This window comes from Bradyrhizobium sp. MV1.5, from assembly GCF_055807615.1.
The window spans coordinates 26,824-52,974 of sequence record NZ_JBVVPL010000018.1 but is presented as its reverse complement, the minus strand read 5'-3'; the positions used below and the strand labels follow the sequence as shown (position 1 = coordinate 52,974).

Sequence of the window (26,151 nt, the reverse complement as noted above, 5' to 3'; positions counted from 1 at the left end):
GCGAAGCAACGCAGTCCTCTACGCTCAAACGATCGGGCAGGAGTGCACCATGCTTCCCTTCACGCTTGAGCAGTTCCTCAGCGTCTTCGCGGCCTACAATACGGCGATCTGGCCCGCGCAAATTATTGCCTATGCGCTTGGCGCCATCGCCGTCGCCGCCGTTCTCTGGAAAGGCCGCGCCTCTGATCGCGTTGTCTCAGCCGTCCTCGGATTGATGTGGCTGAGCACCGGCATTTTCTATCACGGCGTCTTCTTCTCCTCGGTAAACAAGGCCGCGTTCGCCTTTGGCACCTTGTTCGTCATAGAGGGCGTGGCACTGCTCTACACGGGTGTCGTCCGCGGCCGACTTCGCTTCGCGATGAGTTTCGGGCTTCGAGCGGTGATCGGCGCGGGGTTTATTCTCTACGCATCTCTCATCTATCCGATGATCGGAATTGCAGCGGGGCATTCTTGGCCGACGTTACCGATGTTCGGTGTAGCTCCTTGCCCTGTTACCATCTTCACCTTCGGTCTTTTACTTATGACGACCGACCGCTTCTCATACTGGCTCCTGGTGATCCCCTTCATCTGGTCAATCATCGGTGGGAGCGCAGCTATCTTCCTGGACGTTCGGCAGGATTGGCTGCTTCTGATTAGCGGCTTCATTGCCGTTCCGATCGTCGTCGTCGGGAACCGACATGCACCTGCCGTAGCTGGCGAGGCCGGGGCGCTCTTAATCGAATTGCGTCCATGATCGCGACCAGCAGCAGCGACCGCGCGCCCATTTGGAAGACTCCTCGTGAGAACGGGCGACCTAGCAGGCCTTCAGGCAATGGGATTTGGAAGTCAGTTGTTGCAGGGCTGTGTGGAAGCATCACGCATTCGCTGCTGATGTACTTCAAGTCCTGGGCTGGACTACTTCCGTCTTTCGAGCCTTACGAAAGTCTCCAGACGACGCTGAGCCATGTGACCGGAACTGCGATCCATCCCGTAGTACCTTGGCTACTTTCATTCCTGAATGGCTCAACCTTCGTCGGTCTCGCCTTTGGATATCTCTATCGATGGCTGCCAGGTAATATCGGTGCGATCAAAGGAATGGCATACGGCGTACTCGGATGGGCGATCATGGGGATGGTGTTCTTTCCCTTGATCGGCCTCGGTATATTCGCATTCCAGGTCGGACTTGGCATTTCGCCGGCACTGTTCTCGCTGGCGATGATCCTGACTTACAGCGTCACCTTGGGCATGGTTTACGACGCGCTCAATTCCTGACTCGTTTAAATATGAGATCAGGCAATTCCGTTCTCGGTCAAACAACAACGTGAGCGCAGGCTACTGCAATGCCGGCTTCGGACGCAACAAACGACATTCCTCGGAATAGTTCTGTAGCGCCTCACGCAGAGAGAGGCCCATGGTCGTTAATTCGCGGGCTGTTTTCTACGTCCGTTGATTCATCTCAACAAACTCCCCGGCGAACGCTGTTACTAAGTACTGGCCGATATCCCATCGCAAGCGGTGCGGCTTCAGAATCGGAGATGACTGATGGCCAATAAGGAAGTCGTGATCTGCTCACCCGTGCGTACAGCGATCGGCACGTATGGCGGCGCGCTGAAGGATCTACCTGCGGTCGATCTTGGTGCCGTGGCAATCCGTGCTACGCTTGAACGCGCGAAACTGTCTCCCGGCGATGTCGGCACTATCGTCATGGGCAACGTCATTCAGGCCGGCAACAAGATGAACCCAGCCCGGCAAGCGGCCATCAATGGCGGCGTTCCGGTTAGTGTTCCGGCGCTGACGGTCAACCGAGTCTGCGGTTCGGGTGCGCAGGCGATTGCGAGTGCTGCTCAGGAGGTGATGCTCGGATTCATAGACAGCGCGATTGCCGGCGGCATGGAGAACATGGACCGTGCCCCGTATCTCATGGGCTCCGGGCGCTGGGGCTATCGCATGGGTGACGCGAAGATATTCGATGCGATGCTGATGGATGGTCTTAATGACGCTTTCTCCGGTCAACATTCCGGATGGCATACGGAAGATCTCGCGGCCTCACATCAGATCACCGGCGAAGAGCAGGACCGTTGGGCCGAACGCTCACAGCGGCGCTTTTCTGCGGCACAGGCTGGTGGCAAATTTGCCGCGGAAATCGTGGCGGTCGAAATTGCGTCCCGCAAGGGTCCGACAAAATTCGACAAGGACGAGCACAACCGGCCCGATACCACGATGGAAAGCCTCGGAAAGCTGAAGCCGGCGTTCCGTAAAGATGGCACCATTACAGCCGGCAACGCGCCCGGGCTCAACACCGGCGCGGCGGCGATGATCGTGGCCGATCGCGCTTGGGCCGACAAGAAGGGCCTGGCGCCGATGGCGCGCCTGGTCGCCTACGGAATCGGCGCCGTCGAACCCGGCATGTTCGGATTGGGGCCGGTTCCGGCGGTAAAGCAGGCACTCGAACGGGCCGGCTGGAAAAACTCGGACATCCAGCGCATCGAAATCAACGAGGCGTTCGCGGCGATCGCAATTGCGGTTGCGAAGGATCTGGGCCTCGAAGCCAGCATCGTCAATGTGGAGGGCGGCGCGATCGCGCATGGTCATCCGATCGGTGCCTCCGGCGCGGTGCTTACCACTCGACTGCTGCATTCTATGAAACGCGATGGTGTCAAAAAGGGTATTGTCACTCTTTGCATCGGCGGCGGCCAGGGAATCGCGCTTGCGCTTGAATCGATGAATTGAGCGCGTCTTCGCGAAAAAAAAAGAAGATATGAGCTGCCTGGGCGCGGCGGTCGTCCGGCATGCCGGAAGCGTTGAGCCGATGAATCATCTCGAACGCAGTGCTCATCGCGGCACCTGGACCAGGCGAAAATCCGTCGCATGACCGCGACAGCCCCAGGAGAACCTACGATGCCGCACTTTCGCGCGCTGACCGCCCCAACCCCGTATCTGTTTTTCACCGGAAAGGGCGGCGTCGGCAAAACCTCTCTTGCGTGCGCCACGGCCGTTGACCTCGCCGACCGTGGACTGCGCGTTCTCATCGTCAGCACCGACCCTGCATCGAACCTCGACGAGATGCTCGCAGTCACTTTGACCGATCGCCCTACGCCGGTGCCAAACGTGACCGGACTCTCGGCGATGAATATCGATCCCGAGGCAGCTGCCGAAAACTATCGTAGCCGAGTCCTCGAACAGCTCGGACCCGAAGTTACCACCGGCGAGCGATCGACTGTGCGTGAGCAGCTCTCCGGCGCCTGCACCACCGAAATAGCCGCCTTTGACGAGTTCGTGGGACTGCTCGACGGCGATGTGGCTGGGTTCGATCGCATCATATTCGATACCGCTCCGACCGGTCACACGCTGCGGCTCCTTAGCCTGCCCAAGGCATGGACGGGCTTTCTCAAGGACAATGATCGGGGCGCGTCCTGCCTCGGGCCGCATTCAGGTCTGAAGATGCAGGAGGACCGCTTTCGAAAGGCGCTCCAGGCCCTGGGCGATGCCAGGCAGACCACCATCATCTTGGTCACCCGTGCCGATCGAGGCGCCGTCCGCGAGGCGGCGAGGACATCGGGCGAACTTGATGCGCTCAATCTCTCGAATCAGGCCCTCGTGGTGAACGGGCGCTTCCACGCCACGGACCCGACTGATGTCGTTGCAGTTGCCCTTGAGCGGGACCAGGACGAGGCGCTGGCCGCAATGCCGGCGTCGCTCGCGAAACTGCCACGAGACGAGATTCCTTTGCTTGGCTTCGACATCGTCGGCCTGACCGCTCTAAGGGCGCTCCTGTCGCCCACCAATCAGCCATCGGTTCTATCCAGCGAGTCAAACACAGAACCGGTCGACTTGCCGGGCCTGGACCGGTTGGTCGATGACATCGCGCAGGGCAAGCGTGGCCTCATCATGGTGATGGGCAAGGGCGGCGTCGGAAAGACGACGATTGCTGCCGCCATCGCGGTGGGATTGGCGAAGCGGGGTCACGCCGTCCATCTCAGCACGACCGATCCCGCAGCTCACGTCAGTTTCGTCGTCGATGGCGTGATGCCAGGTCTGACGGTCGACCGGATCGACCCCCGGGCCGAGACGGAGCGCTATATCGCGAAAATCATGGCGAATCGTGGCCGTGACCTCGACGCGCAGGGTAAGGCTCTTCTGCTGGAGGATCTTGCTTCGCCGTGTACCGAGGAGGTCGCTGTTTTCCATGCCTTCTCGCACGTCGTTGCGGAGGCCCGGAGCGCCTTCGTGGTGCTCGATACGGCGCCGACGGGCCATACGCTGCTCCTGCTGGACGCCACCGGAGCCTATCATCGCCAGATGACGAGCCAACTTGCGACGAGCGGTCCGGGACGTATCGTTACCCCCCTGATGAGACTGCAGGACCCAACCCACACAAAGGTCATTCTGGTGACGCTGCCGGAGACGACGCCGGTTTCCGAGGCCGCCTCCCTTCAGGATGACTTGCGGCGTGCCGAAGTCGAACCATATGGCTGGGTCATCAATAAAAGCCTCACCGTCTCGGGGACACGCGATCCCCTGTTGCGGCTTCGGCTCGCTGCGGAGCGGACGCAGATAGCTCGCGTTCAGAATGGGCTCGCAAAACGTGCCTTCATCGTCGACTGGCGAAGCAAACCGCCGGTCGGTGTCGAAGAGCTTCGAACCCTGTCATGAAGCTTGCTCGCGGGTGATGACCACCGCTTCGGCCTGAAGCCCCCAATGACAACAAAGCCGTGCGACTTCGATTCGGCTCCCGAAAGCCTGCACCACTGAAGACACGGCTCGCCTACGCCGTCCGCAACACCGGCGCCGGCGGTTGCGACGGACGGATCAGCGCGAACGCCACCTGCACGATGCCGCCGGCCAGCCCCAGCGCGACGCCGATGCGCCAAGCCATCGTATAGGAGCCGAGCGCGTCGTAGAGCACGCCTCCTCCATACGCACCGAGAAAGCTGCCGATCTGGTGGCTCATGAAGGCGAGGCCCTGGATCATCGCCTGCCAGCGCAGGCCGAACATCTCGGCGACAGCGCCCGCGACCAGCGGTCCCACACCCATCCAGAGGAAGCCCATGATCGCGCCGAACAGCAAGGTCGAGGCCGGCGTCGCCGGCAGCATGAAGTACCAGGCCAGCGCGAGTGAGCGGAAGATGTAGATGCCGCCGAGCAGCGCGAGCTTGTTCCAGCGCTGGCCGGCCCAGCCGAAGAACAGCGAGCCCAGCACGTTGAAGCCGCCGATCATGCCGAGCGTCTGCGCGCTCAGCATCGGATCGAGGCCGCAGATCGCGAGATAGGACGGCAGGTGCGTCGTGAGGAACACGAGCTGCATGCCGCAGACGAGATAGGCGCAGGTCATCACCACGAACGACGCGTTGCCGAATGCGGTCTTCGCCGCGATCATGGCCGTGGCATCGACGATCTCGTCAGTCGCGGGCTTCGGCAGCGGGACCGCGTCGACGCGTCCGGCATACCAGGCCGCGGGGATCATCAGCACCGACATCACCACGAAGCCGGCCAGCCCAACGCGCCAGCCAAAGCCCTCGTTGAGCATCTGCCCGATCGGCGCCGACAGCAGTGCGCCGAGCGAGCCCGCGCCGGAGACGATGCCGAGCACGGTGGAACGCACCGTCGCGGGCACGGCGCGCGCCGCCACCGACATTGCGATCGCCGCCGCGGTGCAGGCCAGCGACGTCCCGATCAGCACACCGGCGCCGATCATGATGGCGACGAGACCGCTCGCGGTTGCCATCAGCACCAGGCCCGCGATGTACATGAAGGAGCCAGCGATCATGATCGGACGGAAGCCGTAGCGCGTGGTCATCGCGCCGGCGAGCGGCTGGAGAAAGCCCCAGGCGAGGTTTTGCACGGCCAGCGCCAGCGTGAAATCGGAGATCGACAGATGGATGTCGTGGGTCAGCGGCTGCATGAAGATGCCGAGGCTCTGCCGCAGCCCCATGCTCAGCGTCAGCATGATCGAGGCGCCGATCAGGATGGGCAATGTCGGGCGCAGAACCTGCAACAGGGGCATTTTTGTCTCCCTTGGGGGCGCGGCGCGAGCGCCGTCGTCTGCAATATCAGTTGATTTTGGTTACACAGACCTGTGTACTTAGGCTATGGTTGGCGTGCGCTGTCAAGCCAACAGGACATTCACCGCCGCATGGCTCCCCCGCCCGCCCCACAGACGATGAAAGAGCGGATCCTCGAGACCGCCGACAAGCTGTTCTATCTGCAGGGCATTCGCGCCATCGGCGTCGACACCATCGCGGCCGAGATCGGCATCTCCAAGCGCACGCTCTACAACCACTTCCCCTCCAAGGACGCGCTGATCGCGGCCTATCTCGAGCGCCGCTTCGTGCAGCCCCGCCCCTCCGACAAGCCCCCGGCCGAGCAGATCCTCGCCACCTTCGATTCGCTGGAGCGCCGCTTCGCCGCAAAAGACTTTCGCGGCTGCCCGTTCGTGAATGCGGTCGCCGAGCTTGGCCCGGCAGACCGCGCCGTGAAGAAGATCGCCATCGCCTTCAAGGAAAGCCGCCGCGTCTGGTTTCGCGACCGCCTGAACGAGCTTGGCGTGACGAACGCGGAGGCGCTCGCAACGCAGCTCGTGCTGCTGGTCGACGGCTCGATCGCGCAGGACCTCGTCCGCGACGACCCAGCCATGGCGCGTGCCGCGAAGGAAGCGGCGAAGGTGTTGCTGCGGAATGCCGGGGTGGATGTAGGGGATGAGGCTGCGGTGAAGTCAGGCAAGCGGCCGGCCCGGCATCCCTGAAGCGCGGCAAGATCAGAACCCCATCGACCCGCGGCAAGAAGTCCGGATCGGCGAGCACGCATTCCAACGTCCGTTTGCCGCGCTTCACCTTCGATCGCCTGAAGGGAGCGGACAGGGCGTCACGTGACGCTTGACAGCCAGCCACAACCTAAGGGAGCATCTGGCGTTTTTTCATTCCCTTGGAGATTGCCACGATGCCTACCATCCACATGGACTCGTCCGTCAGCCAGACCGCCACCCGCGCCGTTATGAACGGAGGAGTTCTGGCCTGCACAAAGACCAGCGACAAGGACGTTTATTCTCATTCGATTTGGGCGACCGAAAGCAACATCCGGCAGTTCACGATGCACGAAGGGGACAGCATCGTCATCCCGCCCGGTTCGAGCGTGACGATATGGATATTCCGCACGCAGCCGGGAAAATCGACATGGACCATGGACTTCGAACTCAAGGAAAAGGCTGCCTGACAAGCCACACGAAACAGCCGCTCTCGGAAATCCGGGAGCGGTCACCTGCATGACCGAACTGAAAGGAACAATCGCCATTTCGGCGTCGTTGACCTTCTTTACACCGGAGAAGGTCATGAATCGAAAATCGCTTCTTCTTACAGCCGCACTGTCCTTCGCTGTTGCCGCTCCCGTCTTCGCACAAGGCGGCGGCGGCGGCGGAGGTGGTGGTGGCGGAGGCGCAGGTGGCGCGGCCGCGAGCGGCGGCGGGTCCGGATCATCTGCCAGCTCAGGCGCAGGCACTGGCACGTCTGGCGCCGCCAATGGAGGCCCCTCGGCGCCATCCGGCATGGGCACAAACGGAACCTCGACCGGTGCTCACACGAACAACTCTCCAGTCAACCCGAACGTTCAGCCCCCGACGCCGAACGGGAATACCGCGAGCACACCGGCCGCACCGGGCAGCTCGGGCACGAGCGGCACGGCGTCCGGGTCGACACAGACGGGCACGCCAAACGGAAGCGACAGGTCCGGCATCACGGCAACCAACGGTGCCAACAGCGACAACAGGGGCCAGATGAGCCCCGCGGAACAAGCAAGAACGGGGATCAAGACGCTTCCACACGATCAAACTCCAGGAGCGGTCAGTGCGCCGGGCGTTGGCGTCGGTCATGCGGCGAACGGCTTGCCGATCGGCACACCCGGTTCGGGGACCAGCAACGTCGATCAGAAGTGACCCGGACTTTCTCCATCTCCACAGGGCCCGCTACGGCGGGCCTTTTTGTGACGTCCCGAAGAGGGCTGCGAGAGCGAGAAACGGGTAAACTTGGCATCAGGCGGCCCTGCCGATACACTGGTTTCTTTTTGGGGCGTGCCCATGATTAGATTTTCGTCGTTGCTGCTAATTTCATTCCCGATCATCTGCACCCCGGCCGCGGCTGACGAGATGAAGATCCAATTCACGTTTGGACCTCCGCGGCCCTGCACCACCGTCTTTCCAAATCCCGAAATCAAGTTGAAAAGTGTTCCGCCCGGCACGCGCACGATCGTCGTCAAGTTTCGCAGAGAGAAGAACTACGAGATGGGCGGCCAGGAGATCCCATTTCCCTCGGATAACATCGTGAAGCCGGAGAGCTTACGAACCTGGGGCCCCTGCAATTCCGGCCTGTACACTTACGAGATCATCGCAAAGTCCAGCACGGGCGCGGCCCTGGCCAAGGCAGAATGGTCGGAGCCGTATCCTCCCTGACTTGAAGGGTGGACGCCCGCTTGTTCGCCATGGCGTGCCGGATTCCTCGCCTGCGCGATGACAGCGAAGATCGTAGGATGTTCGTGATGCTAGCAGCATGCTCCTGTTTTGCCCGACGAGTCAAACGGCATTGCTGTCTGCATCAGCCGTTTTGCAAGGCGCGTAAGCCATTGATTTAGCTAGCGTCGGCTACTGTGCATGGGGTTGTTTTCGCGCTTTTTGCGCCGGCCTGTGCGAGCGGCCTCACGCTGCGTGCGACACCACGCGATTGCGGCCGTCGTGCTTGGCGCGATACAGCGCTGTGTCGGCGCGCTTGAGGACGTCGCCAACCGCCTCGCCCTTCTGCTCCAGCGTGGTCAGGCCGATCGAGATCGTGACCTCGATGCGCTTGGTGCCCTTGTGGATCGCAAAGGGCTCGCCGGCGATCGAGCGGCGCAGGCGCTCGGCGACCATGCCGGCGACGTGGAGATCGGTCTCGGGCATCACGATGACGAATTCCTCGCCGCCATAGCGGCAGGCAAGGTCGATGCCGCGGATCGACTTGCGCACCCGCACGGCGAATTCGCGCAGCACGTCGTCGCCGGCATCGTGGCCGTAATTGTCGTTGATCGACTTGAAGTAGTCGATGTCCAGGATCATCAGGGCCAGCGGCTTGCCGCGGGTCGCGGCCTGCTCGGCCAGCGTGGCGAGATGGCTCTCCATGTAGCGGCGATTGTGCAGCCCGGTGAGCGCATCCGTGATCGCCATCTCGATCGAGTTCTGCACATTGTCGCGCAGATGGTCGGTGTAGCGGCGGCGGCGGATCTGGGTGCGGGCACGCGCCAGCAGCTCGATCTTGTCGATGGGACGCAGCAGATAGTCGTTGACGCCGATCTCCAGCCCACGCAGCAGCCGCGTCGCGTTCTCGGGGTCGGCGATCGCCAGGATCGGCACATGCCGCGTGCGCTCCAGCGAGCGCGCCTGGCTGCACAGCCGAAGGCCGTCGAAATTGTTGAGGTCGAGCGAGACGATCAGCAGATCGTAATTGCCTTCGGCGGCATGGAACAGCGCCTCCGTCGGGTTCGGCTCGACGTCGATGGTGTGCTCGGCGGCGAGGATCGTCGCCAGCCGCTCATAGGAGGACTGGCGGTCGTCGACCAGCAGGATGCGGCCGCCCTTGCCGGTGTCGGAGATTGCACTGCGCTCAGGCGCCTGCATGCCGATCTCAAGCGAGGTGATGGCGCGCATGCGCAGCTCGTCCGTCATCATCTTCAGCCGGGTCAGCGAGCGCACGCGCGCGATCAGCACGACGTCGGAGACGGGTTTCGTCAGGAAATCGTCGGCGCCGGCTTCCAGCCCGCGGTTGCGGTCGGACGGGCTGTCGAGCGCGGTGACCATCACGACGGGAATGTGATGCGTGGCCGGATTGGTCTTGAGGCGGCGGCAGACCTCGAAACCGTCCATGTCCGGCATCATGACGTCGAGCAGGATGATGTCGCATTCGGCGCGGGCGCAGATCGCCAGCGCCTCGGTGCCGTTCGCGGCGGTCATCACGTCGAAATATTCGGCGGACAGGCGGGCTTCGAGCAGCTTGACGTTGGCAGGAACGTCGTCGACGACGAGGATACGCGCGGACACTGTGAACTCACTTCCTATCCGATGAAACGTCGGACCGTCTCAATGAATTTGCCGACCGAGATCGGCTTGGACAAATAGGCCTCGCAGCCGCCCTCGCGGATGCGCTCTTCGTCGCCCTTCATCGCGAACGCGGTGACGGCGACGACGGGAATATTGCGGAGCTCCGGATCGTCCTTGATCCAGCGCGTCACCTCCAGGCCCGAGACCTGCGGCAATTGGATATCCATCAGCACGAGGTCGGGCCGCATCTTGCGAACGAGGTCGAGCGCCTCGTAGCCGTTGCTGGTGCCGGTGGTCTGGTAGCCGTGCGCCTCCAACAGGTCGCGGAAGAGCTTCATGTTGAGCTCGTTGTCTTCCACGATCAGGACGGTCTTAGCCATCCCGCCCTCCTGATTGGTCCGCAGACCGATGCATGTGACGCCTCAGGCGCCGGTCGCCGGCGCTTCGAAAACTGGATTCAAACTAGCCTCGAATTCGCTTGAGTTTCGTTAAACCCGAGGGCCGACTTTCTGCGATGTGGTTTCCAGTTGCTTGTCGGGGGTCGCAAGACTCACGAACGAGACTCGGGCATGGTGGCCCAAAGTAGACACCGAAAGTTAACGGAAAGGCAAACCGGCCACGTGAAAAAGCCTGTTCACAACCCGCGCGAAGTCGCTGAAATCGTTGCGCTTCAGGCGCTGTCCTTCGTCGCGGGCGAACCGGAGCGGCTGGGCCTGTTCCTGGCCGAGACAGGGGTCGGCCCGGAGATGCTGCGCAAGGCCGCCTCGGACCCCAATTTCCTGCTCAGCGTGCTCGATTTCGTGATGCGCGACGACGCCACTGTGAAGGCCTTTGCCAGCGCTGCGGAACTGCATCCGACCAATGTTGCCGCAGCGCGGCAGGTTCTCGGCGACGCGCTCGGCGACCCCCATTGGGAGCGCGACGTGCCGTGACCTCCCTGGAGACGGCCGGGCCCCGCTGCTTCTGCCGGGATTGTTCGGCCGATCTGGATATGGGCGTGCGGCGCTGTTCCGCCTGCGGTTCCCCCCGCCTCGCCCGCCACCGTGCGCTTGCAAGCCTGACCATCGCCCATATCGACTGCGACGCCTTCTACGCGACCGTCGAGAAGCGCGACAATCCCGACATCGCCGACAAGCCCGTCATCATCGGCGGGGGCAAGCGCGGCGTGGTGTCGGCCGCCTGCTACATCGCGCGCACCTACGGCGTGCGCTCGGCCATGCCGATGTACAAGGCGCTGGAAGCCTGCCCGCATGCGGCCGTGATCCCGCCGGACATTGCGAAATATGTCCGGGTCGGGCGCGAGGTGCGCCAGGCCATGCAGGCGCTGACGCCACTGGTCGAGCCGCTCTCGATCGACGAGGCCTTCCTCGATCTCTCCGGCACCGAGCGGGTGCACGGCATGATCCCGGCCAAGGTGCTTGCGCGGTTCGCCCGCGACATCGAGCGCGACATCGGCATCAGCGTCTCGGTCGGCCTCTCCTGCAACAAGTTCCTGGCCAAGATCGCCTCCGACCTCGACAAGCCGCGCGGGTTTGCCGCGCTTGACCAGGAGGAAGCTCGTTCGATGCTGGCCGAGAAGCCGGTCGGTTTCATTTTCGGCGTTGGGCCCGCAACGCAGGAGCGTCTGGTGCAACGCGGCTTCCGCATCATCGCCGACCTGCAGAAGGCCGACGAGATCGAGATGATGCGGCAGTTCCCGAGCGACGGCCGCAGGCTGTGGCGGCTCGCGCGCGGCATCGACGACCGCCGCGTCGAGCCTGATCGGGGCGCCAAGACGATTTCGAGCGAGACGACGTTCGAGACCAACATCCGCGACTTCGCGACGCTGGAGAAGATCCTGTGGCGGCTCTGCGAGAAGACGTCATCTCGCCTCAAGAGCAGCGAGCTTGCCGGCCTGACCGTCACGTTGAAGCTGAAGACCGCCGATTTCCGCCAACGCACCCGCTCGCAGTCGATCACGGCCCCGACGCAGCTTGCCGCAAAGATCTTCTCGATCTGCCGCGAGATGCTGGCGAAAGAGATCGACGGCACCGCCTTCCGCCTGATGGGCGCCGGCGTCAGCGCATTGCGCGAGGGTTCAGTCGCCGACGACACCGACATGCTCGACCGCCGCGCCGCCCATGCCGAGCGCGCGGTGGACAGCTTGCGCAAGAAATTCGGCAGCGCCGCAGTGATCCGCGGCATCGCATATGAGGGGCCGGAAAAGGCGCAGGAGTGATGACAGGCGAACGCGACCTCGACGCACTGCTGAGACACATGAAGCCGGAGGTGCGGCCGGGCATCTTCGTATTCTGCACCATCCCGGCAGACCAGCCGATTCCCGCGGCGCTCAGCCCTTTGCTGACGTTCCGCGAGCAGGAAGGAACGACGCTGGTGATCCCGCGCGAAGAGGCCGAAGCGGCCGGCCTAAGCTATGCGTTCGCCTCGCGCCTGATTGCCCTAACGGTTCACTCCGCACTCGATGCGGTGGGCTTTCTGGCGGCGATCACGGCACGTCTCGCCGCAGCCGGCATTAGCGCGAACGCCGTTTCGGCGTTCCACCACGATCATCTGTTTGTGCCGGCTGACAGGGCAGACAAAGCGATGGTTCTTCTGCAGGAGATGTCGCGCACGAGAGAGGTGTAGCCCGGATGGAGCGCAGCGCAATCCGGGACAGTGCATCTGCGGACGCAGCTTCCCGGATTACGCTTTCGCTCCATCCGGGCTACGGGAAAGATCTCAATCCGCGACCGCCACCGCCTCGATCTCGATCATCCATTCCGGCGCGGCGAGCGCCGAGACCCCGACCAGTGTGCTCGCCGGCGGCTCCACCCCTTCGAAGAAGGCCGAGCGGGCCTTGCCGATGATCGGGCGCAGCTCCGGCTTGTAGTTCACAACGAAGGTCGTGATCTTCACGATGTTGGCGTAGCTCGCCCCGGCTGCTTTCAGCGCGTGCCCGAGATTCTGCATCACCTGCGTGGTTTGCGCGGCGATGTCGCCCTCACCGACGATCCGCCCTTCCTCGTCCACCGACACCTGACCGGAGATGTAGATCGTCCGCGCCCCCGTGGCGGTGACGACATGCGAATAGGCGGGATTGTGATGCAGGCCGCTGGGGCGAAGATGATCGAGCTTGGGCATGATGAGCCTCCCGGATATTTGTGGTTGGGAGGAGCGTAGCCGCAGAGCGCGCCAAGAGCTAGATGCGACGCGCAACACCTATTCACCGTCATCCTGAGGTGCGCGCCATGCGGCGCGAAGCGGCGCATGGGAAGCCTCGAAGGATGTACGGCCCCGCCGTTGCAGCCGGGCCGTCGCCCTTCGAGGGCCGCTGAAGAAGCGGCCACCTCAGGGTGACGGTGATGGTGGAGAGCGAGGCACCCAGCGGACCCCTCAATTGCAGGGCTTGCTGTCCTTCGCGTCGAACTTGCCCATCGCGCCGGAAATCACAAAATCGTTGTAATCGAGCACGAGCTGGCGCGAGACGCCGTTCTCGTAGAGCTCGAACGCCATCGCGTAGACCGGCGTCTGCTCGCCTTCCTTCTGCTGGGCCTCACGGTCGAAATAGCTGACAGTGACGGGCCAGCGCTTGAGCGACTTCATGTGCTCATCGGACGTTGAGGGATCGGGCGAACCTTCGCGCTCGGCCGGGATCGGCTGGCCGATCACGGTCAGCGTGTTGTAGACCTTCTGGCCATCGTCGGAGCCATCATAGACGGAGAGCTCGAGCAGCGACTTGCCGTCCTTCGCGGCGGCAATGATGCGCTGGATCTGTTCGGTCGGAAACACGATCTTGCCGTCGAGCGTGAAACTCTTCGGCGCCGGCAGCTTCAGCTTGACGTTGATGTGGTCGCCGTCGCGCTCGGCCGAGCCGTCGACCCGGCCGGCATCCGCCTCATTCATCCGCGTCTCGATCTTGAAGCGGTAGCTTTTGCCGCCGGCGTCCTCCCAGGAATTGGAGCGGAGGTCGCTGAGCGTGACCTTGCCCTCGCCGCTGTCGAGCTCGGAGACCTGGCGGAATTCGGAGGTGTAGCCCTCGCACGAACTTCCCGTGAAATTGTAGAGGATGCGGCCGCGCGCGCTGTTGATCGAATTGGAGCGCGATTTCACCAGGCTCAAATCATAGAGCGCCTGATGCGCGAGAAACGGACCGTTCGCGGCCAGCGCCCCGCCTCCGGGGCCGAGAGCGGCCGCCGCGAGCGCCGTCACACCGAGCGAAGTCCGGAAAAGGTGCAGCATGTCTGGTCCCTTGGGGAAAGCGCAGATTCGACATTTTAATGACCGTTCCATTGCGTCGCAACTGAGGCCGTTTCACGTAAAGTTGGGGCCCCTGGGTTGAACCTCCTGCCCTGCCTCAACAAATTGCCACCCCCGACGGTTGCTTGCATGTGGCGGCACGATGGGCGAAACAGGGCCCGCCGGGGCTGCGACGGATCTGCCCCGGCGGATGGATTTTTGGACAACGAGGTCGGACATGGCGGGAACGGTCGAGCAGAAGCTGGCGGAACAGGGTATCAAGCTGCACGAGGCCCCCACTCCCGTGGCCAATTACGTGCCGTTCGTGCGCACCGGCAATCTGCTGTTCGTCTCGGGCCAGGTTTGCTTCGATCCGGCCGGCAAGCTGATCGCCAAGGGCAAGCTCGGCGCTGGCGTGACCATCGAAGATGGCGCCGCGGCTGCCCGCGGCTGCGCCGTCAACCTGCTCGCCCAGGTCAAGGCGGCGCTCGGCGACCTCGACAAGGTCGTGCGTGTGGTGCGCCTCGGCGGGTTCATCAACTCGGCGCCGGACTTTCTGGACGGCCCGAAGGTCCTCAACGGCGCCTCCGACCTGATGGTCGCCGCCTTCGGTGACAAGGGCCGTCATGCCCGCACCACCGTCGGCGTCGCCTCCCTGCCCGCGGATGCGGCGGTCGAGGTCGAAGGCGTGTTCGAGGTCGCCTGAGGCGAATGCGCGCTCCTGATTGGCTGACAGCCCGCCCGGTCGCCCACCGCGGCCTGCACGACATTTCCCGTGGCATCGTCGAGAACATGCCGGGCGCGGTACAGGCCGCGATTGCGGGCAATTTCTCGATCGAGGTCGACATCCAGCTCTCCGCCGACGGCGAGGCCATGGTCCATCACGACCATGCGCTCGGCCGCCTCACCGAAGCCACCGGCCCGCTGGTCGACAAGACCGCCACTGAGCTGAAGGCGCTGACGTTCAAGGACACGGCCGAGCGGATGATGTCGCTCAGCGACCTCTGCGGCCTGGTCGCCGGCCGCGTGCCGCTGGTGATCGAAGTCAAGAGCCATTTTGACCGCGACCGCAAGCTGGTGAAGCGCATGGCCGAGGTGCTGGCGTCCTATGACGGCCCAGCCGTCGGCATGTCCTTCGACCCGGACCAGGTGCTGGCGCTGCGCGAGCTGCTGCCCTCCCGCCCGCGCGGCGTCGTCGCGCAGCGGAGCTACGAGGACGAATACTGGGCTTACCTGACGCCGGAGCAGCGTGACAGCATGCTGTACCTGCGCCACGGCTTCCAGACCCAGCCGCATTTCGTCGCCTTCAGGGTCGACGACCTGCCCGCCCCCGCCCCCTGGATCGCCCGCAATGTGTTCGGCTGCGCCCTGCTCGGCTGGACCGTGCGTACGACCGAGCAGCGGACGCGGGTCGCACAACATGCCGATCAGATGATCTTCGAGGGCTTCGTACCGTAGGCTTGATGTTTCCCACTCTTGAAGTCGCTGCTGCAATGCACGATCTTGGGCACGATGGCACCATCCGAAATCACCCTCGAGGCCGTACCTTCCATTGGCGAAGTATCGCCGGACGACTGGGACGCCTGCGCCAATCCCGGCAAGTCTTGTAACGGGCATGGCAAAGGAACCTCATCCGGGCTTCCAGGCGATTCCCTCGGCCTCTCAAAGCCTGCCTATAACCCCTTCGTCTCCCACGCATTTTTATCGGCCGTTGAGAAATCGGGTTCGGCCACGATCCGCACCGGCTGGGGACCGCGGCATCTCGTGGCCAAGATCGACGGTCGCGTCGCCGGCGTCGTACCCTGCTATCTGAAATCGCACTCGCAAGGCGAATATGTCTTCGACCGCGGCTGGGCCGATGCCTATGAGCGCGCCGGCGGGCGGTACTATCCGAAGCTGCAGGTTTCGGTTCCCTTCACGCCGGCCACGGGACCGCGGCTGCTGGTCCGCGAGGGCGTTGACCGCGAGCGCATCACGGAGGCCCTGGCGAGCGGGCTGGTGGCGCTATGCGGAGTCAGCAAGGCTTCCTCGGTGCACGTCACTTTCGCCCTCGAGGCGGAATGGAAGCTGCTCGCCCAGCACGGCTTTCTCCAGCGCACCGACCAGCAGTTCCACTGGCACAACGAAGGCTTTGCGAGTTTCGACGATTTCCTGGCGACGCTGAACTCCCGCCACCGCAAATCGATCAAGCGCGAACGGCGCGATGCGCTGGCAGCCGGCGTCACGATCCACTGGCTTACAGGCAAAGACATAACGGAAGACTCATGGGATGCGTTTTTCATGTTCTACATGGAGACCGGCTCGCGCAAATGGGGCCGGCCCTACCTCACCCGCGAATTCTTTTCGCTGATCGGCGAGACCATGAGCGATGACGTGCTGCTGGTGATGGCCCGTCGCAACGATCGCTGGATCGCGGGCGCCATCAACTTCATCGGCTCGGACACGCTGTTCGGCCGCAACTGGGGTGCGGTCGAGCACCATCCCTTCCTGCATTTCGAGGTCTGCTATTATCAGGCGATCGACTTCGCCATCAAACGCGGCCTGGGGAATGTCGAGGCCGGCGCGCAGGGCGAGCACAAGATCGCACGCGGCTACCTGCCCCGGACCACCCACTCCGCTCACTTCATCGCCGATCCGGGCTTGCGTCGCGCCATCGACGATTACCTCAAGCGCGAGCGCGCCTATGTTGCGGAAGCCGGACGGGAGCTGGCCGAGCTCGGCCCGTTCCGCAAAGGCGCCGACGAGGCGCCTTGACGGTTGGTCGCGGCTGGTGACAGTAAGCGCAAAATTCCAGGGAGCCGCCGCCATGTCCGCCTACGACCCCAACAACATCTTCGCAAAGATCCTGCGCGGCGAATTCTCCTGCCACAAGGTTTACGAGGATGAACACGTGCTCGCCTTCCTCGACATCATGCCGCGGGTACCTGGCCACACGCTGGTGATTCCAAAAGCCCCTGCCCGCAACATCCTCGACATCAAGCCTGATGACTACGCCCATGTCGCCCGCGGCGCGCACAAGATCGCAGCCGCAGCGATGACCGCGTTCAACGCCGACGGCATCACCGTGCAGCAGTTCAACGAGGCGGCCGGCGGACAGGTGGTGTTTCATCTCCACATGCACGTGATGCCGCGCCACGATGGCGTGGCGATGCTTCCGCCCGCCAGCCGCAAGGAAGACGTCAAGGTGCTGGAAGAGAACGCGACCAAGCTGATCGCAGCGCTGAAGGCGGGCTAGCTATCAGCCCTGTAGCCCGGATGGAGTGGAGCGCAATCCGGGACCTTCCCGCATTCCGCTTCGCTCCATGCGGGCTACGATCGCCGCCCCCTCACTCCGTCTGGAAATCTCCCGGCTGCGGCGCAGCCAGCGGCGTGAACTCGCAACGATCCGGCTTGATGTCGATCAGCGGCGTGTTGTCGAGGCAATCGAGCCCGCGCACCAGAATCGCGTTGCCCTCTATGCCGACCAGCTTCACGATCGACGTGCCGATCGGATTGGGGCGCACCGGTGAGCGCAGCGAAAACGTGCCGCGGGTCTTCTCGTTGTTCTTAGGGCTTTGCAAGATGATGTCACGGCGGGACTTGTCGAGCCAGTAGAGCACTTCGAGATTGCTGTAGAAATCGACGCCCTTGATCGCCGGCACAAACGGCTCGAAGACCTCGAGCCGACAAATCGGGCCGTCATGCCGGCCCTGGCGCGGGGTCTCCATCCGCGAAGTCCAGGGCGTGCGGATGCGGCCGATGAAGACGAGGCCGGCATCCTGCGTCGGCGGCAGCTCGATGGAGACTTCACCCTCGCGGAGCTGGTTTTCGCGAACCATATTTCCAATTCCCTGCTGTTCGCCGGCGGTTTTAGCCCAACCACCACTTGCCGGCCAGCATGAAGACTTCGCCCGCGACCACGCCAGCAAAGATCGAGCGGCGGGTCAGCAGGAAGACGACGAGGCCGGCGCCGACCGCACCGTAGCGCAAGGCATCCGGCACGCTCGCAAGCGCCCCGGGCGGCTCGACCACGATCTGGGCGATGACGCCGGCCAGGATCGCGGTGGCGACCGCCCGTACCCAGACCAGAAGCTCGGAGCCCTCGTCGATGCCGCCGCCGAACCACAGGCCGAGCATGCGCCATATCTGGTTGGGAACGACGCCGGCGACGAACAGCACCGCCAGCGCGTGCCAGTCGCCAATGAGCTGCGCAAAGCTCATGCGCGCACCTCCCGCCACCAATGCACACCATAGGCAATCGTGCCCGCAGCGAGGCCGCTGACGAGGATGTCGAGGCCGGAGTTCATCTTCGCAGCCAGCGGATAGAGCAGAACCCCAAGCGCCAGGGCGACGACGTCGGCGACCTCCCGGCTGTTGCGTGCGGTCGAGAACAGGAACGACAGCGGCGTCAGCAGCAGGATCGCCGCGCCAAGCGTCTGGGTCAGATTCGCGGCAAGGAAATAGCCGACCGTGTTGGCGGTGAGACACACCGAGACAAGACCGAAGCCAAGTCCGTTGACGAAGGCGATGCGGCGTTCACGCGGCACCTGCGGCAGGAAGCGATGGCATTCGACCCACAGTGTCACCGCGGTGAGATGCGCCGCGAAAAACAGTTCGCGCCGCTTCGTCGTCGGCGTGCGCATCAAGGGCAGCACCGAGACCACCATCGGAAACAGCCGGATCGCACTGACGGTGACCGCGATCGCGGACTGGACGATCGTCGCGCCTGAGCCGAGCGTGGTGATCAGGATGATCTGCGCCGGCCCCGCCCAGACGAACAGCGTCGAGCAAAGCGCCCAGAGGAGGCTGAAATGTGTGTCGTGGGCGAGCGCGCCGATGCCGAGATAGGTCGCGAACAGGACGAGGGTGAGGATTGTCTGTGTGATCGAGCGCAGTCCCCACGCAAAGGCGCGCCAGGGACTTTGCCATTGAGGTGAATCGAGCGGAGGAAGCGCCACGGGAGTCTTGGCCGGGTGAGGAATCGTGCCTGCATAACGGGCAATCCGGCGGCTGGCGTCAAGAAAGCGCGCGGCGGGGCTGGCATGCACGCGTGGCTGTCATTTCGCGGCGCGTGCCCTACCCGCTCACACCTCGGTTCTTCAGCACGAAGCACGCCCCGCCGGCCTTGCGGATGCGATCACAGAGTTCATCCGCCTCGCTCCGCGTATCGGCGCCGATCCGCACCTGATAGAAGGCGCGCGTGCCGCGGCTGCGCATCACTGAGCTGAGCAGGCTCGGATCACGTTCGCCGATCACGGCGCTCAGCCGCGTGACCGCGCGGGAATACATCGCCAGCGCCCGGTTGCGGTCGAAGCCGGCGGCGAGCTGCACGCCCCAGATCTTTGCAGCCGCGAGCTCCACATGCTGCTCGAGCTCGGCGACGAAGGCATTTGGCGCCCGCTTCAAAAGCGCCATCAGATCGCGACAGCTCGTCGGCGGCGCGCTCGGCGGCCCCTTGCCGGTCGCGCCCGCCTTGGCCCAGGCATCGACGCTCGTGCCAGTGATGGCAAGAACGTAATTGCGGGTCTGCTCCGGCATGCCACCGGCGCCGGCGAGCCATTCCTGCACCCGGCGCGGCCCGGCATTGTAGGCGGCCGCCGCCAGGCCGAGATTGCCGAACTGGTTGCGCAGCTCGTTCAGAAATTCCGCCGATTTCGGCAGCGCCTGCACCGGATTGAAGGGATTGAGCGGCCCTCGCTCGCTCGCGGTGCCTGGCATAAATTGCGCGATCCCTTGCGCGTGTTCGCCGCTGCGCGTCATAGGCCCCACCGCATCGGCCTGGAAGCGGCTCTCCTGCCAGATCACGCGGGCGAAGAACTCCAGCGGCAGATTGGCATCGCGTGCCGCGGCCTCGATGATCAGGCAGATCGACTCCCGCGTGTCGCTCTCGCGCGCACCGGGCTTCGTCGGCGGCGTCGCGAGCTCTTCGACGCTGGGGACAGCGACATCGGTCTTGGCGGGCGAACTGTCCCACGCCGCCGCCTGTGTCGCCGAGACAAGCAGCGCGGGGATGATGCACATCGCAATCTGCACCCATCGCGTGCAGCCATGGCGATGGCGCGCCTCGGCGCGGCATGCGACAGTGTGATCTGCCATGTTGTGGCATCGTGCCATGGTTCGACGAGTTGCCAATATATGCTGCCTGACCTGCTTTTCCCAATGCGTTACCCCGCCAAACGGATCCGCGCGATCCTCGTCCTCGCCGTATTCATCCTGAGCGTCGCGCCAGCCGCGGCGCAGGTGACGTCTCAGATCGCATCCCAGGTCACTTGGCGGATGACCACGGAATACCCCGAGAATAATATCTCCGGGATTGGACTCGCGACTTTCGCCAGCCGCGTCTCCGACCGTACCCACGGTTTCGTGACCGTGACGAACGCCTTCGACAACCAGCTCAAGATCAACTCGGGCGAGATGCCGCGCGCGGCGCTGGACGGCCGGATCGCGGGCGGCGATGCCTTCGCGGGCGCGCTCTCGGGCCTCGACCCTGTGCTCGGATTGTCTACCCTGCCCTTCCTGGTGCAATCGGTGGATCTCGCCCGCGCCGCCAATCTGCGGGCGCGCCCGCTCTATGAGAAGGTGCTCGCGGCACGCGGCCTCAAGCTGCTCTATGTGACGATCTGGCCGGCCACGGGCCTCTGGTCGGAGCGGCCGCTCGACGGTGCCGACGATTTGCCGAAACTGAACTTGCGAACCTACGATGCCAATTCCACCGAGGTCATGCGCGCGGCCGGCGCGAACGCGCAGTTCCTGCCGATGGACGCGGCGCTCGCCGGACTGAGGGAACACCGGCTGAATGCCTTCCTCACCTCCGGCGACGGCGGCGCGGGGCGCAAGCTGTGGGACTTCCTGCCGCATTTCACGGCCATCAACTATGCGATGCCGATCTCGATCGCCTTCATCCGCAGCGACGCCTTTGCCGAACTGTCCGAGCCGATGCAGCGCGAGGTGCTGGCCGCGGCGGCCGAGACAGAACAGAGCCAGCTCGCGCTATTGACCCACCGCACCAGCGAGAACTATGCGCGCATGCGGGACAATGGCGTCCATATCGCGGAGCCGGCGCCTGCGTCCCTTGTCACGGAGCTGCGGAAGGCAGCAAAGGACGCGATTGCCGCCTGGGAAACCCGGTCAGGCGCGGAGGCGACCGCAATCGTCGAGTGGGCGAGACAGCAATGAGGGAGCGGTAGCGGCAGCTGCAATGAACGCTCGGCTGGTGTCGCTGCCTACCGCCCTAGTTCTTGACTGGAACCGGGATTTCGCCCCGGATGGCGCGGTCGAGGGCATCGATCAGCGCCTGGATCTCGATGAACTTGTTGCGCGCACGCTCGGCCGTGTCGCGCACAAAGGGAGCGGCCAGCACCTTCGCATGCGCGTCCCTGTCCTCGATCATGCGTTCACGGGCCTTCTTCAGAGTTTCAAGTCGCTCGCTCATCCGGCCTCTCCTGAAAAATTGTCTCGATCTCTCGTCCGGGTTCGCCGATCAACGAGAAGGCGGCGAACGAGCAACCCTCAACAGCCGCGACAGATGTTCTTCAGCTTCGCTGCGGTTCTGGCCTCTTCCGCCACGAACGGGTCCTTGTAGGCAGCACGGGACCCATCGTTCTCCGCAGCAGCGGGCTTTTTTTCCTTCGGGGGAAACGCAGCATCGTAGCAGGCGAGACGTCCGCTCGTGCTTTCGATCGCCCGGCAGTCCGGCCCTGCCGCGGCAGCGCCTTGCGACAGTGTGCCAAGTAACAATGCGCCAAGCATCAATGCGACGAGAAGCGCTCTCCGGCGGATCCAGTCGACCAGACGAAACCGAGTCATGCACGCTCCTGCTCAGTCGGCGGGAGCGCTGGTGACCCTCAGTCACCGGTCGATGCCAATGGAAGGGCGGTGATGGCGCCACTCTACGCTTCCCTCCCGCGAATAGCGAGCTCTAAGGGATACGCGGTATCAAGAAGGCGATTTTCGGCATGGCAATTGTTGCGCGTTGCCTTGGTCCGCGGCGTCGTTTAGGTCAAGCAATAGAGGCGGTATCAACACAGGCGCGGCAACATGGTGACAATCTATTTCGATCTCGACGGCACGCTGACCGACCCCAAGCCCGGGATCACACGTTCGATCCAGTACGCTCTCGAGCGGCTCAACGTCGCGGTGCCGAGCGAGGACGAGCTGACCTGGTGCATCGGGCCGCCGCTGCATGCCAGCCTCGAAAAGCTCACCGGCAGCGCGGAACTCGCCGACCGGGCGCTGCTGCTCTATCGCGAGCGCTTCAGCGATGTCGGCCTGTTCGAGAACGAAGCCTATGCCGGCATCGTGGACACGCTGACAACGCTTGCCGCGACCACACCGCGCATGTTCGTGGCGACCAGCAAGCCCGCGGTCTACGCCACCCGCATCGTCGAGCATTTTGGCCTGAAACCGTATTTCGAGCGCGTGTTCGGTTCCGAGCTCGACGGCACGCGCGTCGACAAGCGTGACCTGCTGCGCTACGCGCTCCACGAAGCCAGGGTCGATCCCGCCAGCGCGATCATGATCGGCGACCGCAGCCATGATGTGGTCGGCGCCCGCACCAACGGCATGACCGCGATCGGCGTGCTCTATGGCTACGGCAGCGAGACCGAGCTGCGGGACGCCGGGGCGCATCACATCTGCGCCGCGCATCCCGAGCTGCTCGGCCATTGCGTGATCTAACTCTATCAAGCGGCGACGGTCTCCACCGCCGCCAGCATGCCGGTCTTGGCGTGACAGTTCAGGTACTCGAAGAACTGTTCGTCGGCTGCCGCCACAGTGACCTCGTGATAGAGCCGCAGCTTTGCTGATGGGCCAAGCGTCGAAAGGTATTTCATCGCGGCTCCGAATATCTTGACGTGAGTCGGATGCGATTCCGCCCACCGTTCCAGCGCCGCCAGGCTCTTCCACCAGCTTTGACCATAGGACTTTTCACTCGCGTCCCCGCCGGCTGCAAGCACGCGCATGTAACGGTTGGCGTAACAGCCGATGCCAAAGCCCTCATCGCGCAGGAAATCCATGCCTTCGCGCAACACAGGTTCGACGTCGTCAAGATAGAGCTTTCGCTCCGAGGTCTCGGTATCGCTCCAATCCTGTCCTGACCGGATCAGGCAGAGATTGTCGTGTGCCTGCACGCGCAGTCGCGCGCCGTCGCGGATCAATTCGGGATTGCCCCCCGGCGACATCGGATCGGTCTGCGACAGCGGGATGCGGTCGCGCATGCCGCCCCAATAGGCGTGCTCCTGCACCTCGCCGCTCATGCCCTGCGCAATCACCGCGACGCCTTCGGGCCGGCCGAGCGAGGAGAACAGCGTCTCGTGCCGCGCCACAATGGGGCGCAGCACCTCGATGAAAGTGCCGATGCCCTCGGGCTGCGTTCCGGTCCAGGCCTCGCGCGCCGGTCCAAACCATTTGTCGAAATTGGCAATGTCGTCCCAATAGGCCACAGAGACGACGTTCTCGTAGCCGGCCTGATCGACATAGCGGGCGCGGTCCCAATGCGAGGGACCGCCTTCCGCGGCAAACCGTCCCGCGATGTCAGCGAGCGCCTGCGTTGCAGCCGCCGGCGGCGTGCCGCCGTATTGAAGGCCGAAATAGGCCATCACGACCCGGCTCAGGGCAGGCTTATAGCGCGCCACGAAGGACGGGTATGGCGGCTGGTAATCGTCGGGCACGCGCTTGTGGCGCGTGCGCGGGGTCTCGAGATGCAGAGGAATTGCGGATTCCATGAGCGTGCCTCCCCTCGATTCCGGCGATCAGCTCGCCGCCGCGGCGATGTCCGTGGGCTCGACGGTGTCGACCGGCAGCGCAAACTGCTCGACGCGCTGGTATCGCTTCTTGTTGAGCAGGAGCCGGGTCACGTCGGGGCGCGAATAGTGCCCGGCTGGATCAGCGGCGTTCTTGGCAACGCCAATGGCGCCCAGATCGATCTCGGCGATCAAGAGGCCTTCCTGGTCCGGCGCGAGCTTGTCGCCGATCTGGCTGCCGTCGGGGCCGTAGATCGCAGCGAAGCCACCGCCGGCATGCAGCAGGGCATGCTTGTCCGGCCGATCGCAGAGCTCGTCGATCATCGCTTGCGAGACCGTTGCGCAAGGCGCGAGCACGAAACAGGAGCCCTCCACAGCGTAGACGCGCGAGGCGGCGTTGTTCACCTCGGCGCCGAGCGCCGGCGCGAAGGGATCGTAGAGCGAAAAGCTCGGCCAGGCCGCGACATGGACCTGCTCGTTCTGGGCATACATCGCGTATTTCGACAGCGGCTGGAGATGCTCCCAGCAGCACAGAGCGCCGATGCGGCCGATGTCGGACCGCGCGTGCACGGCGAGATCGCTGCCGTCGCCCTCGCCATAGACCGTGCGCTCGGCATGGGTCGGCCGCAGCTTGCGGCGTTTTGCGATGGTCTCGCCATCGGGCCCGATCAGCCATTGCGCGAGATAAAGACTGCCGCCCTCGCGCTCGGACAGGCCCAACACGGCAGTGAGCTTGGCCTTGCGCACGGCGTCGCGCAGCCGCTCGGCCTGCGGACTGTCGTAGGACAGCGAATTGTCGAAATAGCGCTGCACGAAGCCGCGGCCGATCGCCCAGGCCGGCGAATCCATCCAGATGTGCCAGGGGTAGCCGGGGATGAAGGCTTCCGGAAAGGCGATCAGCTTGGCGCCCTTCTCGGCGGCGTCCCTGATCAGGGCGATCGACTTGTCGATCGAGGCGTCGAGATCGAGCCAGGCAGGCGCCGCCTGCACCACCGCGACCTTGTATTTCGGATGTTCGATGCCCATTCCCACCTCCCTTGCCGGTTGATCGGAAGCCAGGTCCGATGCAGTCTATTTGACCAGGCTGGGCGGCGGAGCGCTCGACCGCGGCGGAACAAAAACTCGACCGGACGGGATCGCCGGCCCGGTACGGGATTTGCCTCCGGCCAGGCGGGACCTGCGCCAACGCGCGATGTTGCGGGATGTGAAAGGGAGGCTCTGCAGATGCCAATCCAGTTCACCACGGACGACAGCCCAGGCCACCGCCGGCTTGCGCTCTGGCAGGATATCGTCTGCGACGTCTTCGTCGGGCTCGACTGCAAGTCCGATCTTGGCAGCGCTTTTCGCGGCTCGGTCACCCGGGCATCCCTGGGCAAGACGGAATGCTCCGAGGTCTGCTCCGATCGTCAACACGTGTTGCGCACGCCCTCGCGCATCGCGCGCTCGGATCAGGATTTCATCCTGATCGCGCTCGGCAATCGCGGCGCCGGCGCCGTGGTGCAGGACGGCCGCGAGGCCGTGGTGCATCCGGGAGAGCTTGCGCTCTATGACACCACGCGTCCTTATGAGCTGAAGTTCGACGGCACCTTCACGCAGACCATCTTCAAGGTGCCGCGCGAGATGCTGCAGCGCCGGCTCGGCGCGACCGAAACTCTCACCGCCACCTCTTTCGGGCCGGACTCGCCATTGCAGAGGATCGCCTACGATTTCATCTACCGGCTCTGCCAGAGCGCGGATCAGATCGATCCGCACCACGCCGCCGCTCTGTCGGAACAGGCCGTCGATGTCCTGGCGATGGCACTGGGCGAGCGGCTGGGCAAGACGCCGCTGCCGTCCTCGACCCATCGCTCCGCCCTGCTCTACCGATTGAAGGCGCATATCCGGGCTCATCTTGCCGATCCCGACCTCTCGCTGTCCGAGACCGCAGCGACGCTCGGCATTTCGTCCCGCTATGTCAACGATCTCCTCGCCGACGAGGATACCTCGTTCCAGCGCTACGTCCTCGGTGAGCGCCTCGCTCAATGCAGGCGCGACCTCGCCTCCCCCGTGCTCGCTCGCCGCCACATCAGCGAGATCGCCTTCGCCTGGGGCTTCAACGACCTCTCGCATTTCGGCCGCGTCTTCCGCGAGCATTTCGGGATGTCACCACGCGACTTCCGGCAGAGCCAGTGGCGGCATTGAGGT

The 26,151-nt window shown here is 64.0% G+C and carries 31 protein-coding genes; 18 read left to right on the top strand and 13 right to left on the bottom strand.

The features are described 5' to 3' along the window. Positions 1 to 49: 49 nt before the first annotated feature. The 4 genes from AC0L2J_RS18490 to arsA all read left to right on the top strand — a co-directional run bounded on the left by AC0L2J_RS18490 (position 50) and on the right by arsA (position 4,632). Positions 50 to 733 (top strand): DUF6064 family protein, encoded by a 684-nt coding sequence (locus AC0L2J_RS18490; RefSeq protein WP_473392849.1) that lies wholly within the window; start codon positions 50 to 52, stop codon positions 731 to 733. Continuing rightward, positions 730 to 1,251 carry a DUF6789 family protein gene (locus AC0L2J_RS18485; protein WP_473392845.1) on the top strand — a complete coding sequence of 174 codons (522 nt, stop codon included), beginning with the start codon at positions 730 to 732 and terminating at the stop codon, positions 1,249 to 1,251. Before AC0L2J_RS18490 ends, AC0L2J_RS18485 begins: the two co-directional genes overlap by 4 nt. A gap of 270 nt (positions 1,252 to 1,521) precedes the next feature. Continuing rightward, a complete protein-coding gene (locus AC0L2J_RS18480) occupies positions 1,522 to 2,709 on the top strand; it encodes a thiolase family protein (RefSeq protein ID WP_473392843.1) in 1,188 nt (395 codons plus the stop codon). A gap of 168 nt (positions 2,710 to 2,877) precedes the next feature. Then, positions 2,878 to 4,632 (top strand): arsenical pump-driving ATPase, encoded by a 1,755-nt coding sequence (arsA, locus tag AC0L2J_RS18475; RefSeq protein ID WP_473392840.1) that lies wholly within the window; start codon positions 2,878 to 2,880, stop codon positions 4,630 to 4,632. A gap of 112 nt (positions 4,633 to 4,744) precedes the next feature. Here arsA and AC0L2J_RS18470 read toward each other — a convergent pair whose 3' ends face one another. After that, positions 4,745 to 5,983 carry an MFS transporter gene (locus AC0L2J_RS18470; RefSeq protein ID WP_473392836.1) on the bottom strand — a complete coding sequence of 413 codons (1,239 nt, stop codon included), beginning with the start codon at positions 5,981 to 5,983 and terminating at the stop codon, positions 4,745 to 4,747. Positions 5,984 to 6,112: 129 nt separating this feature from the next. On the opposite strand from AC0L2J_RS18470, the gene AC0L2J_RS18465 reads away from it, so the two are divergent. The 4 genes from AC0L2J_RS18465 to AC0L2J_RS18450 all read left to right on the top strand — a co-directional run bounded on the left by AC0L2J_RS18465 (position 6,113) and on the right by AC0L2J_RS18450 (position 8,416). Then, positions 6,113 to 6,721 (top strand): TetR/AcrR family transcriptional regulator, encoded by a 609-nt coding sequence (locus AC0L2J_RS18465; RefSeq protein ID WP_473392832.1) that lies wholly within the window; start codon positions 6,113 to 6,115, stop codon positions 6,719 to 6,721. A 194-nt stretch (positions 6,722 to 6,915) separates the two neighbouring features. Continuing rightward, positions 6,916 to 7,188, top strand: a complete 273-nt coding sequence (locus AC0L2J_RS18460) for a hypothetical protein (RefSeq protein WP_007611268.1) — start codon at positions 6,916 to 6,918, stop codon at positions 7,186 to 7,188. Positions 7,189 to 7,237: 49 nt separating this feature from the next. Next, a complete protein-coding gene (locus AC0L2J_RS18455) occupies positions 7,238 to 7,903 on the top strand; it encodes a hypothetical protein (protein ID WP_473392825.1) in 666 nt (221 codons plus the stop codon). A 210-nt stretch (positions 7,904 to 8,113) separates the two neighbouring features. Continuing rightward, positions 8,114 to 8,416 (top strand): hypothetical protein, encoded by a 303-nt coding sequence (locus tag AC0L2J_RS18450; protein WP_231170952.1) that lies wholly within the window; start codon positions 8,114 to 8,116, stop codon positions 8,414 to 8,416. 243 nt (positions 8,417 to 8,659) lie between these two features. Here AC0L2J_RS18450 and AC0L2J_RS18445 read toward each other — a convergent pair whose 3' ends face one another. Both AC0L2J_RS18445 and AC0L2J_RS18440 read right to left on the bottom strand, forming a co-directional pair. Next, positions 8,660 to 10,033, bottom strand: a complete 1,374-nt coding sequence (locus AC0L2J_RS18445; RefSeq protein ID WP_007611271.1) for a PleD family two-component system response regulator — start codon at positions 10,031 to 10,033, stop codon at positions 8,660 to 8,662. Between the two features lie 14 nt (positions 10,034 to 10,047). Continuing rightward, a complete protein-coding gene (locus AC0L2J_RS18440; protein ID WP_007611272.1) occupies positions 10,048 to 10,413 on the bottom strand; it encodes a response regulator in 366 nt (121 codons plus the stop codon). A 240-nt stretch (positions 10,414 to 10,653) separates the two neighbouring features. Here AC0L2J_RS18440 and AC0L2J_RS18435 point away from each other — a divergent pair, with 240 nt between their 5' ends. Genes AC0L2J_RS18435 through AC0L2J_RS18425 form a run of 3 tightly spaced genes read left to right on the top strand, consistent with a single transcriptional unit; the run spans position 10,654 to position 12,658 of the window. Next, positions 10,654 to 10,965 (top strand): DUF3572 domain-containing protein, encoded by a 312-nt coding sequence (locus tag AC0L2J_RS18435; protein WP_007611273.1) that lies wholly within the window; start codon positions 10,654 to 10,656, stop codon positions 10,963 to 10,965. Then, on the top strand, positions 10,962 to 12,251 hold the full coding sequence (locus AC0L2J_RS18430; RefSeq protein WP_007611274.1) for a DNA polymerase IV: 1,290 nt from the start codon (positions 10,962 to 10,964) through the stop codon (positions 12,249 to 12,251). The genes AC0L2J_RS18435 and AC0L2J_RS18430 overlap by 4 nt, the downstream gene beginning before the upstream one ends. After that, on the top strand, positions 12,251 to 12,658 hold the full coding sequence (locus AC0L2J_RS18425; protein WP_473392817.1) for an ACT domain-containing protein: 408 nt from the start codon (positions 12,251 to 12,253) through the stop codon (positions 12,656 to 12,658). Before AC0L2J_RS18430 ends, AC0L2J_RS18425 begins: the two co-directional genes overlap by 1 nt. Before the next feature lie 93 nt (positions 12,659 to 12,751). Here AC0L2J_RS18425 and AC0L2J_RS18420 read toward each other — a convergent pair whose 3' ends face one another. Together AC0L2J_RS18420 and AC0L2J_RS18415 are read right to left on the bottom strand one after the other, a co-directional pair. Next, entirely contained in the window at positions 12,752 to 13,153 is a 402-nt protein-coding gene (locus tag AC0L2J_RS18420) for a RidA family protein (RefSeq protein ID WP_007611284.1), read from the bottom strand. A 252-nt stretch (positions 13,154 to 13,405) separates the two neighbouring features. Next, complete coding sequence (locus AC0L2J_RS18415) at positions 13,406 to 14,251, bottom strand: cell envelope integrity EipB family protein (protein ID WP_007611285.1); 846 nt, start codon at positions 14,249 to 14,251, stop codon at positions 13,406 to 13,408. Positions 14,252 to 14,486: 235 nt separating this feature from the next. On the opposite strand from AC0L2J_RS18415, the gene AC0L2J_RS18410 reads away from it, so the two are divergent. From AC0L2J_RS18410 to AC0L2J_RS18395, 4 genes are read left to right on the top strand one after another with little or no spacing between them, the layout of a single operon-like run. After that, entirely contained in the window at positions 14,487 to 14,954 is a 468-nt protein-coding gene (locus AC0L2J_RS18410) for a RidA family protein (RefSeq protein ID WP_007611287.1), read from the top strand. Between the two features lie 5 nt (positions 14,955 to 14,959). After that, complete coding sequence (locus tag AC0L2J_RS18405; protein ID WP_473392814.1) at positions 14,960 to 15,706, top strand: glycerophosphodiester phosphodiesterase; 747 nt, start codon at positions 14,960 to 14,962, stop codon at positions 15,704 to 15,706. 54 nt (positions 15,707 to 15,760) lie between these two features. Next, a complete protein-coding gene (locus tag AC0L2J_RS18400; protein WP_473392810.1) occupies positions 15,761 to 17,002 on the top strand; it encodes a GNAT family N-acetyltransferase in 1,242 nt (413 codons plus the stop codon). 52 nt (positions 17,003 to 17,054) lie between these two features. Further along, the gene (locus AC0L2J_RS18395; protein WP_473392806.1) at positions 17,055 to 17,483 is read left to right on the top strand and encodes an HIT family protein; all 429 of its coding nucleotides are present in this window, start codon (positions 17,055 to 17,057) and stop codon (positions 17,481 to 17,483) included. 91 nt (positions 17,484 to 17,574) lie between these two features. Here the strand turns inward: AC0L2J_RS18395 and tsaA are convergent, their stop codons facing one another. From tsaA to AC0L2J_RS18375, 4 genes are all read right to left on the bottom strand, one after another. Then, positions 17,575 to 18,066, bottom strand: a complete 492-nt coding sequence (gene tsaA, locus AC0L2J_RS18390; RefSeq protein ID WP_007611298.1) for a tRNA (N6-threonylcarbamoyladenosine(37)-N6)-methyltransferase TrmO — start codon at positions 18,064 to 18,066, stop codon at positions 17,575 to 17,577. A gap of 31 nt (positions 18,067 to 18,097) precedes the next feature. Beyond that, entirely contained in the window at positions 18,098 to 18,448 is a 351-nt protein-coding gene (locus AC0L2J_RS18385; RefSeq protein ID WP_007603256.1) for an AzlD domain-containing protein, read from the bottom strand. Further along, on the bottom strand, positions 18,445 to 19,185 hold the full coding sequence (locus AC0L2J_RS18380; RefSeq protein WP_473392802.1) for an AzlC family ABC transporter permease: 741 nt from the start codon (positions 19,183 to 19,185) through the stop codon (positions 18,445 to 18,447). The genes AC0L2J_RS18385 and AC0L2J_RS18380 overlap by 4 nt, the downstream gene beginning before the upstream one ends. Before the next feature lie 118 nt (positions 19,186 to 19,303). Continuing rightward, on the bottom strand, positions 19,304 to 20,248 hold the full coding sequence (locus AC0L2J_RS18375) for a transglycosylase SLT domain-containing protein (protein ID WP_473392978.1): 945 nt from the start codon (positions 20,246 to 20,248) through the stop codon (positions 19,304 to 19,306). Between the two features lie 114 nt (positions 20,249 to 20,362). On the opposite strand from AC0L2J_RS18375, the gene AC0L2J_RS18370 reads away from it, so the two are divergent. Next, a complete protein-coding gene (locus tag AC0L2J_RS18370) occupies positions 20,363 to 21,403 on the top strand; it encodes a TRAP transporter substrate-binding protein (RefSeq protein ID WP_473392799.1) in 1,041 nt (346 codons plus the stop codon). A 55-nt stretch (positions 21,404 to 21,458) separates the two neighbouring features. Here AC0L2J_RS18370 and AC0L2J_RS18365 read toward each other — a convergent pair whose 3' ends face one another. Next, complete coding sequence (locus AC0L2J_RS18365; protein WP_473392795.1) at positions 21,459 to 21,659, bottom strand: hypothetical protein; 201 nt, start codon at positions 21,657 to 21,659, stop codon at positions 21,459 to 21,461. A gap of 77 nt (positions 21,660 to 21,736) precedes the next feature. Beyond that, positions 21,737 to 22,033, bottom strand: a complete 297-nt coding sequence (locus tag AC0L2J_RS18360; RefSeq protein WP_063996032.1) for a hypothetical protein — start codon at positions 22,031 to 22,033, stop codon at positions 21,737 to 21,739. 231 nt (positions 22,034 to 22,264) lie between these two features. On the opposite strand from AC0L2J_RS18360, the gene AC0L2J_RS18355 reads away from it, so the two are divergent. Then, complete coding sequence (locus AC0L2J_RS18355) at positions 22,265 to 22,903, top strand: HAD family hydrolase (RefSeq protein ID WP_473392789.1); 639 nt, start codon at positions 22,265 to 22,267, stop codon at positions 22,901 to 22,903. A 5-nt stretch (positions 22,904 to 22,908) separates the two neighbouring features. Here AC0L2J_RS18355 and AC0L2J_RS18350 read toward each other — a convergent pair whose 3' ends face one another. Continuing rightward, positions 22,909 to 23,949 (bottom strand): phenylacetaldoxime dehydratase family protein, encoded by a 1,041-nt coding sequence (locus tag AC0L2J_RS18350; RefSeq protein ID WP_473392785.1) that lies wholly within the window; start codon positions 23,947 to 23,949, stop codon positions 22,909 to 22,911. A gap of 27 nt (positions 23,950 to 23,976) precedes the next feature. Then, positions 23,977 to 24,993 (bottom strand): carbon-nitrogen hydrolase family protein, encoded by a 1,017-nt coding sequence (locus AC0L2J_RS18345; protein WP_473392782.1) that lies wholly within the window; start codon positions 24,991 to 24,993, stop codon positions 23,977 to 23,979. A 198-nt stretch (positions 24,994 to 25,191) separates the two neighbouring features. On the opposite strand from AC0L2J_RS18345, the gene AC0L2J_RS18340 reads away from it, so the two are divergent. Beyond that, a complete protein-coding gene (locus AC0L2J_RS18340) occupies positions 25,192 to 26,148 on the top strand; it encodes an AraC-like ligand-binding domain-containing protein (RefSeq protein WP_473392778.1) in 957 nt (318 codons plus the stop codon). The last annotated feature ends 3 nt before the right edge of the window (positions 26,149 to 26,151 follow it).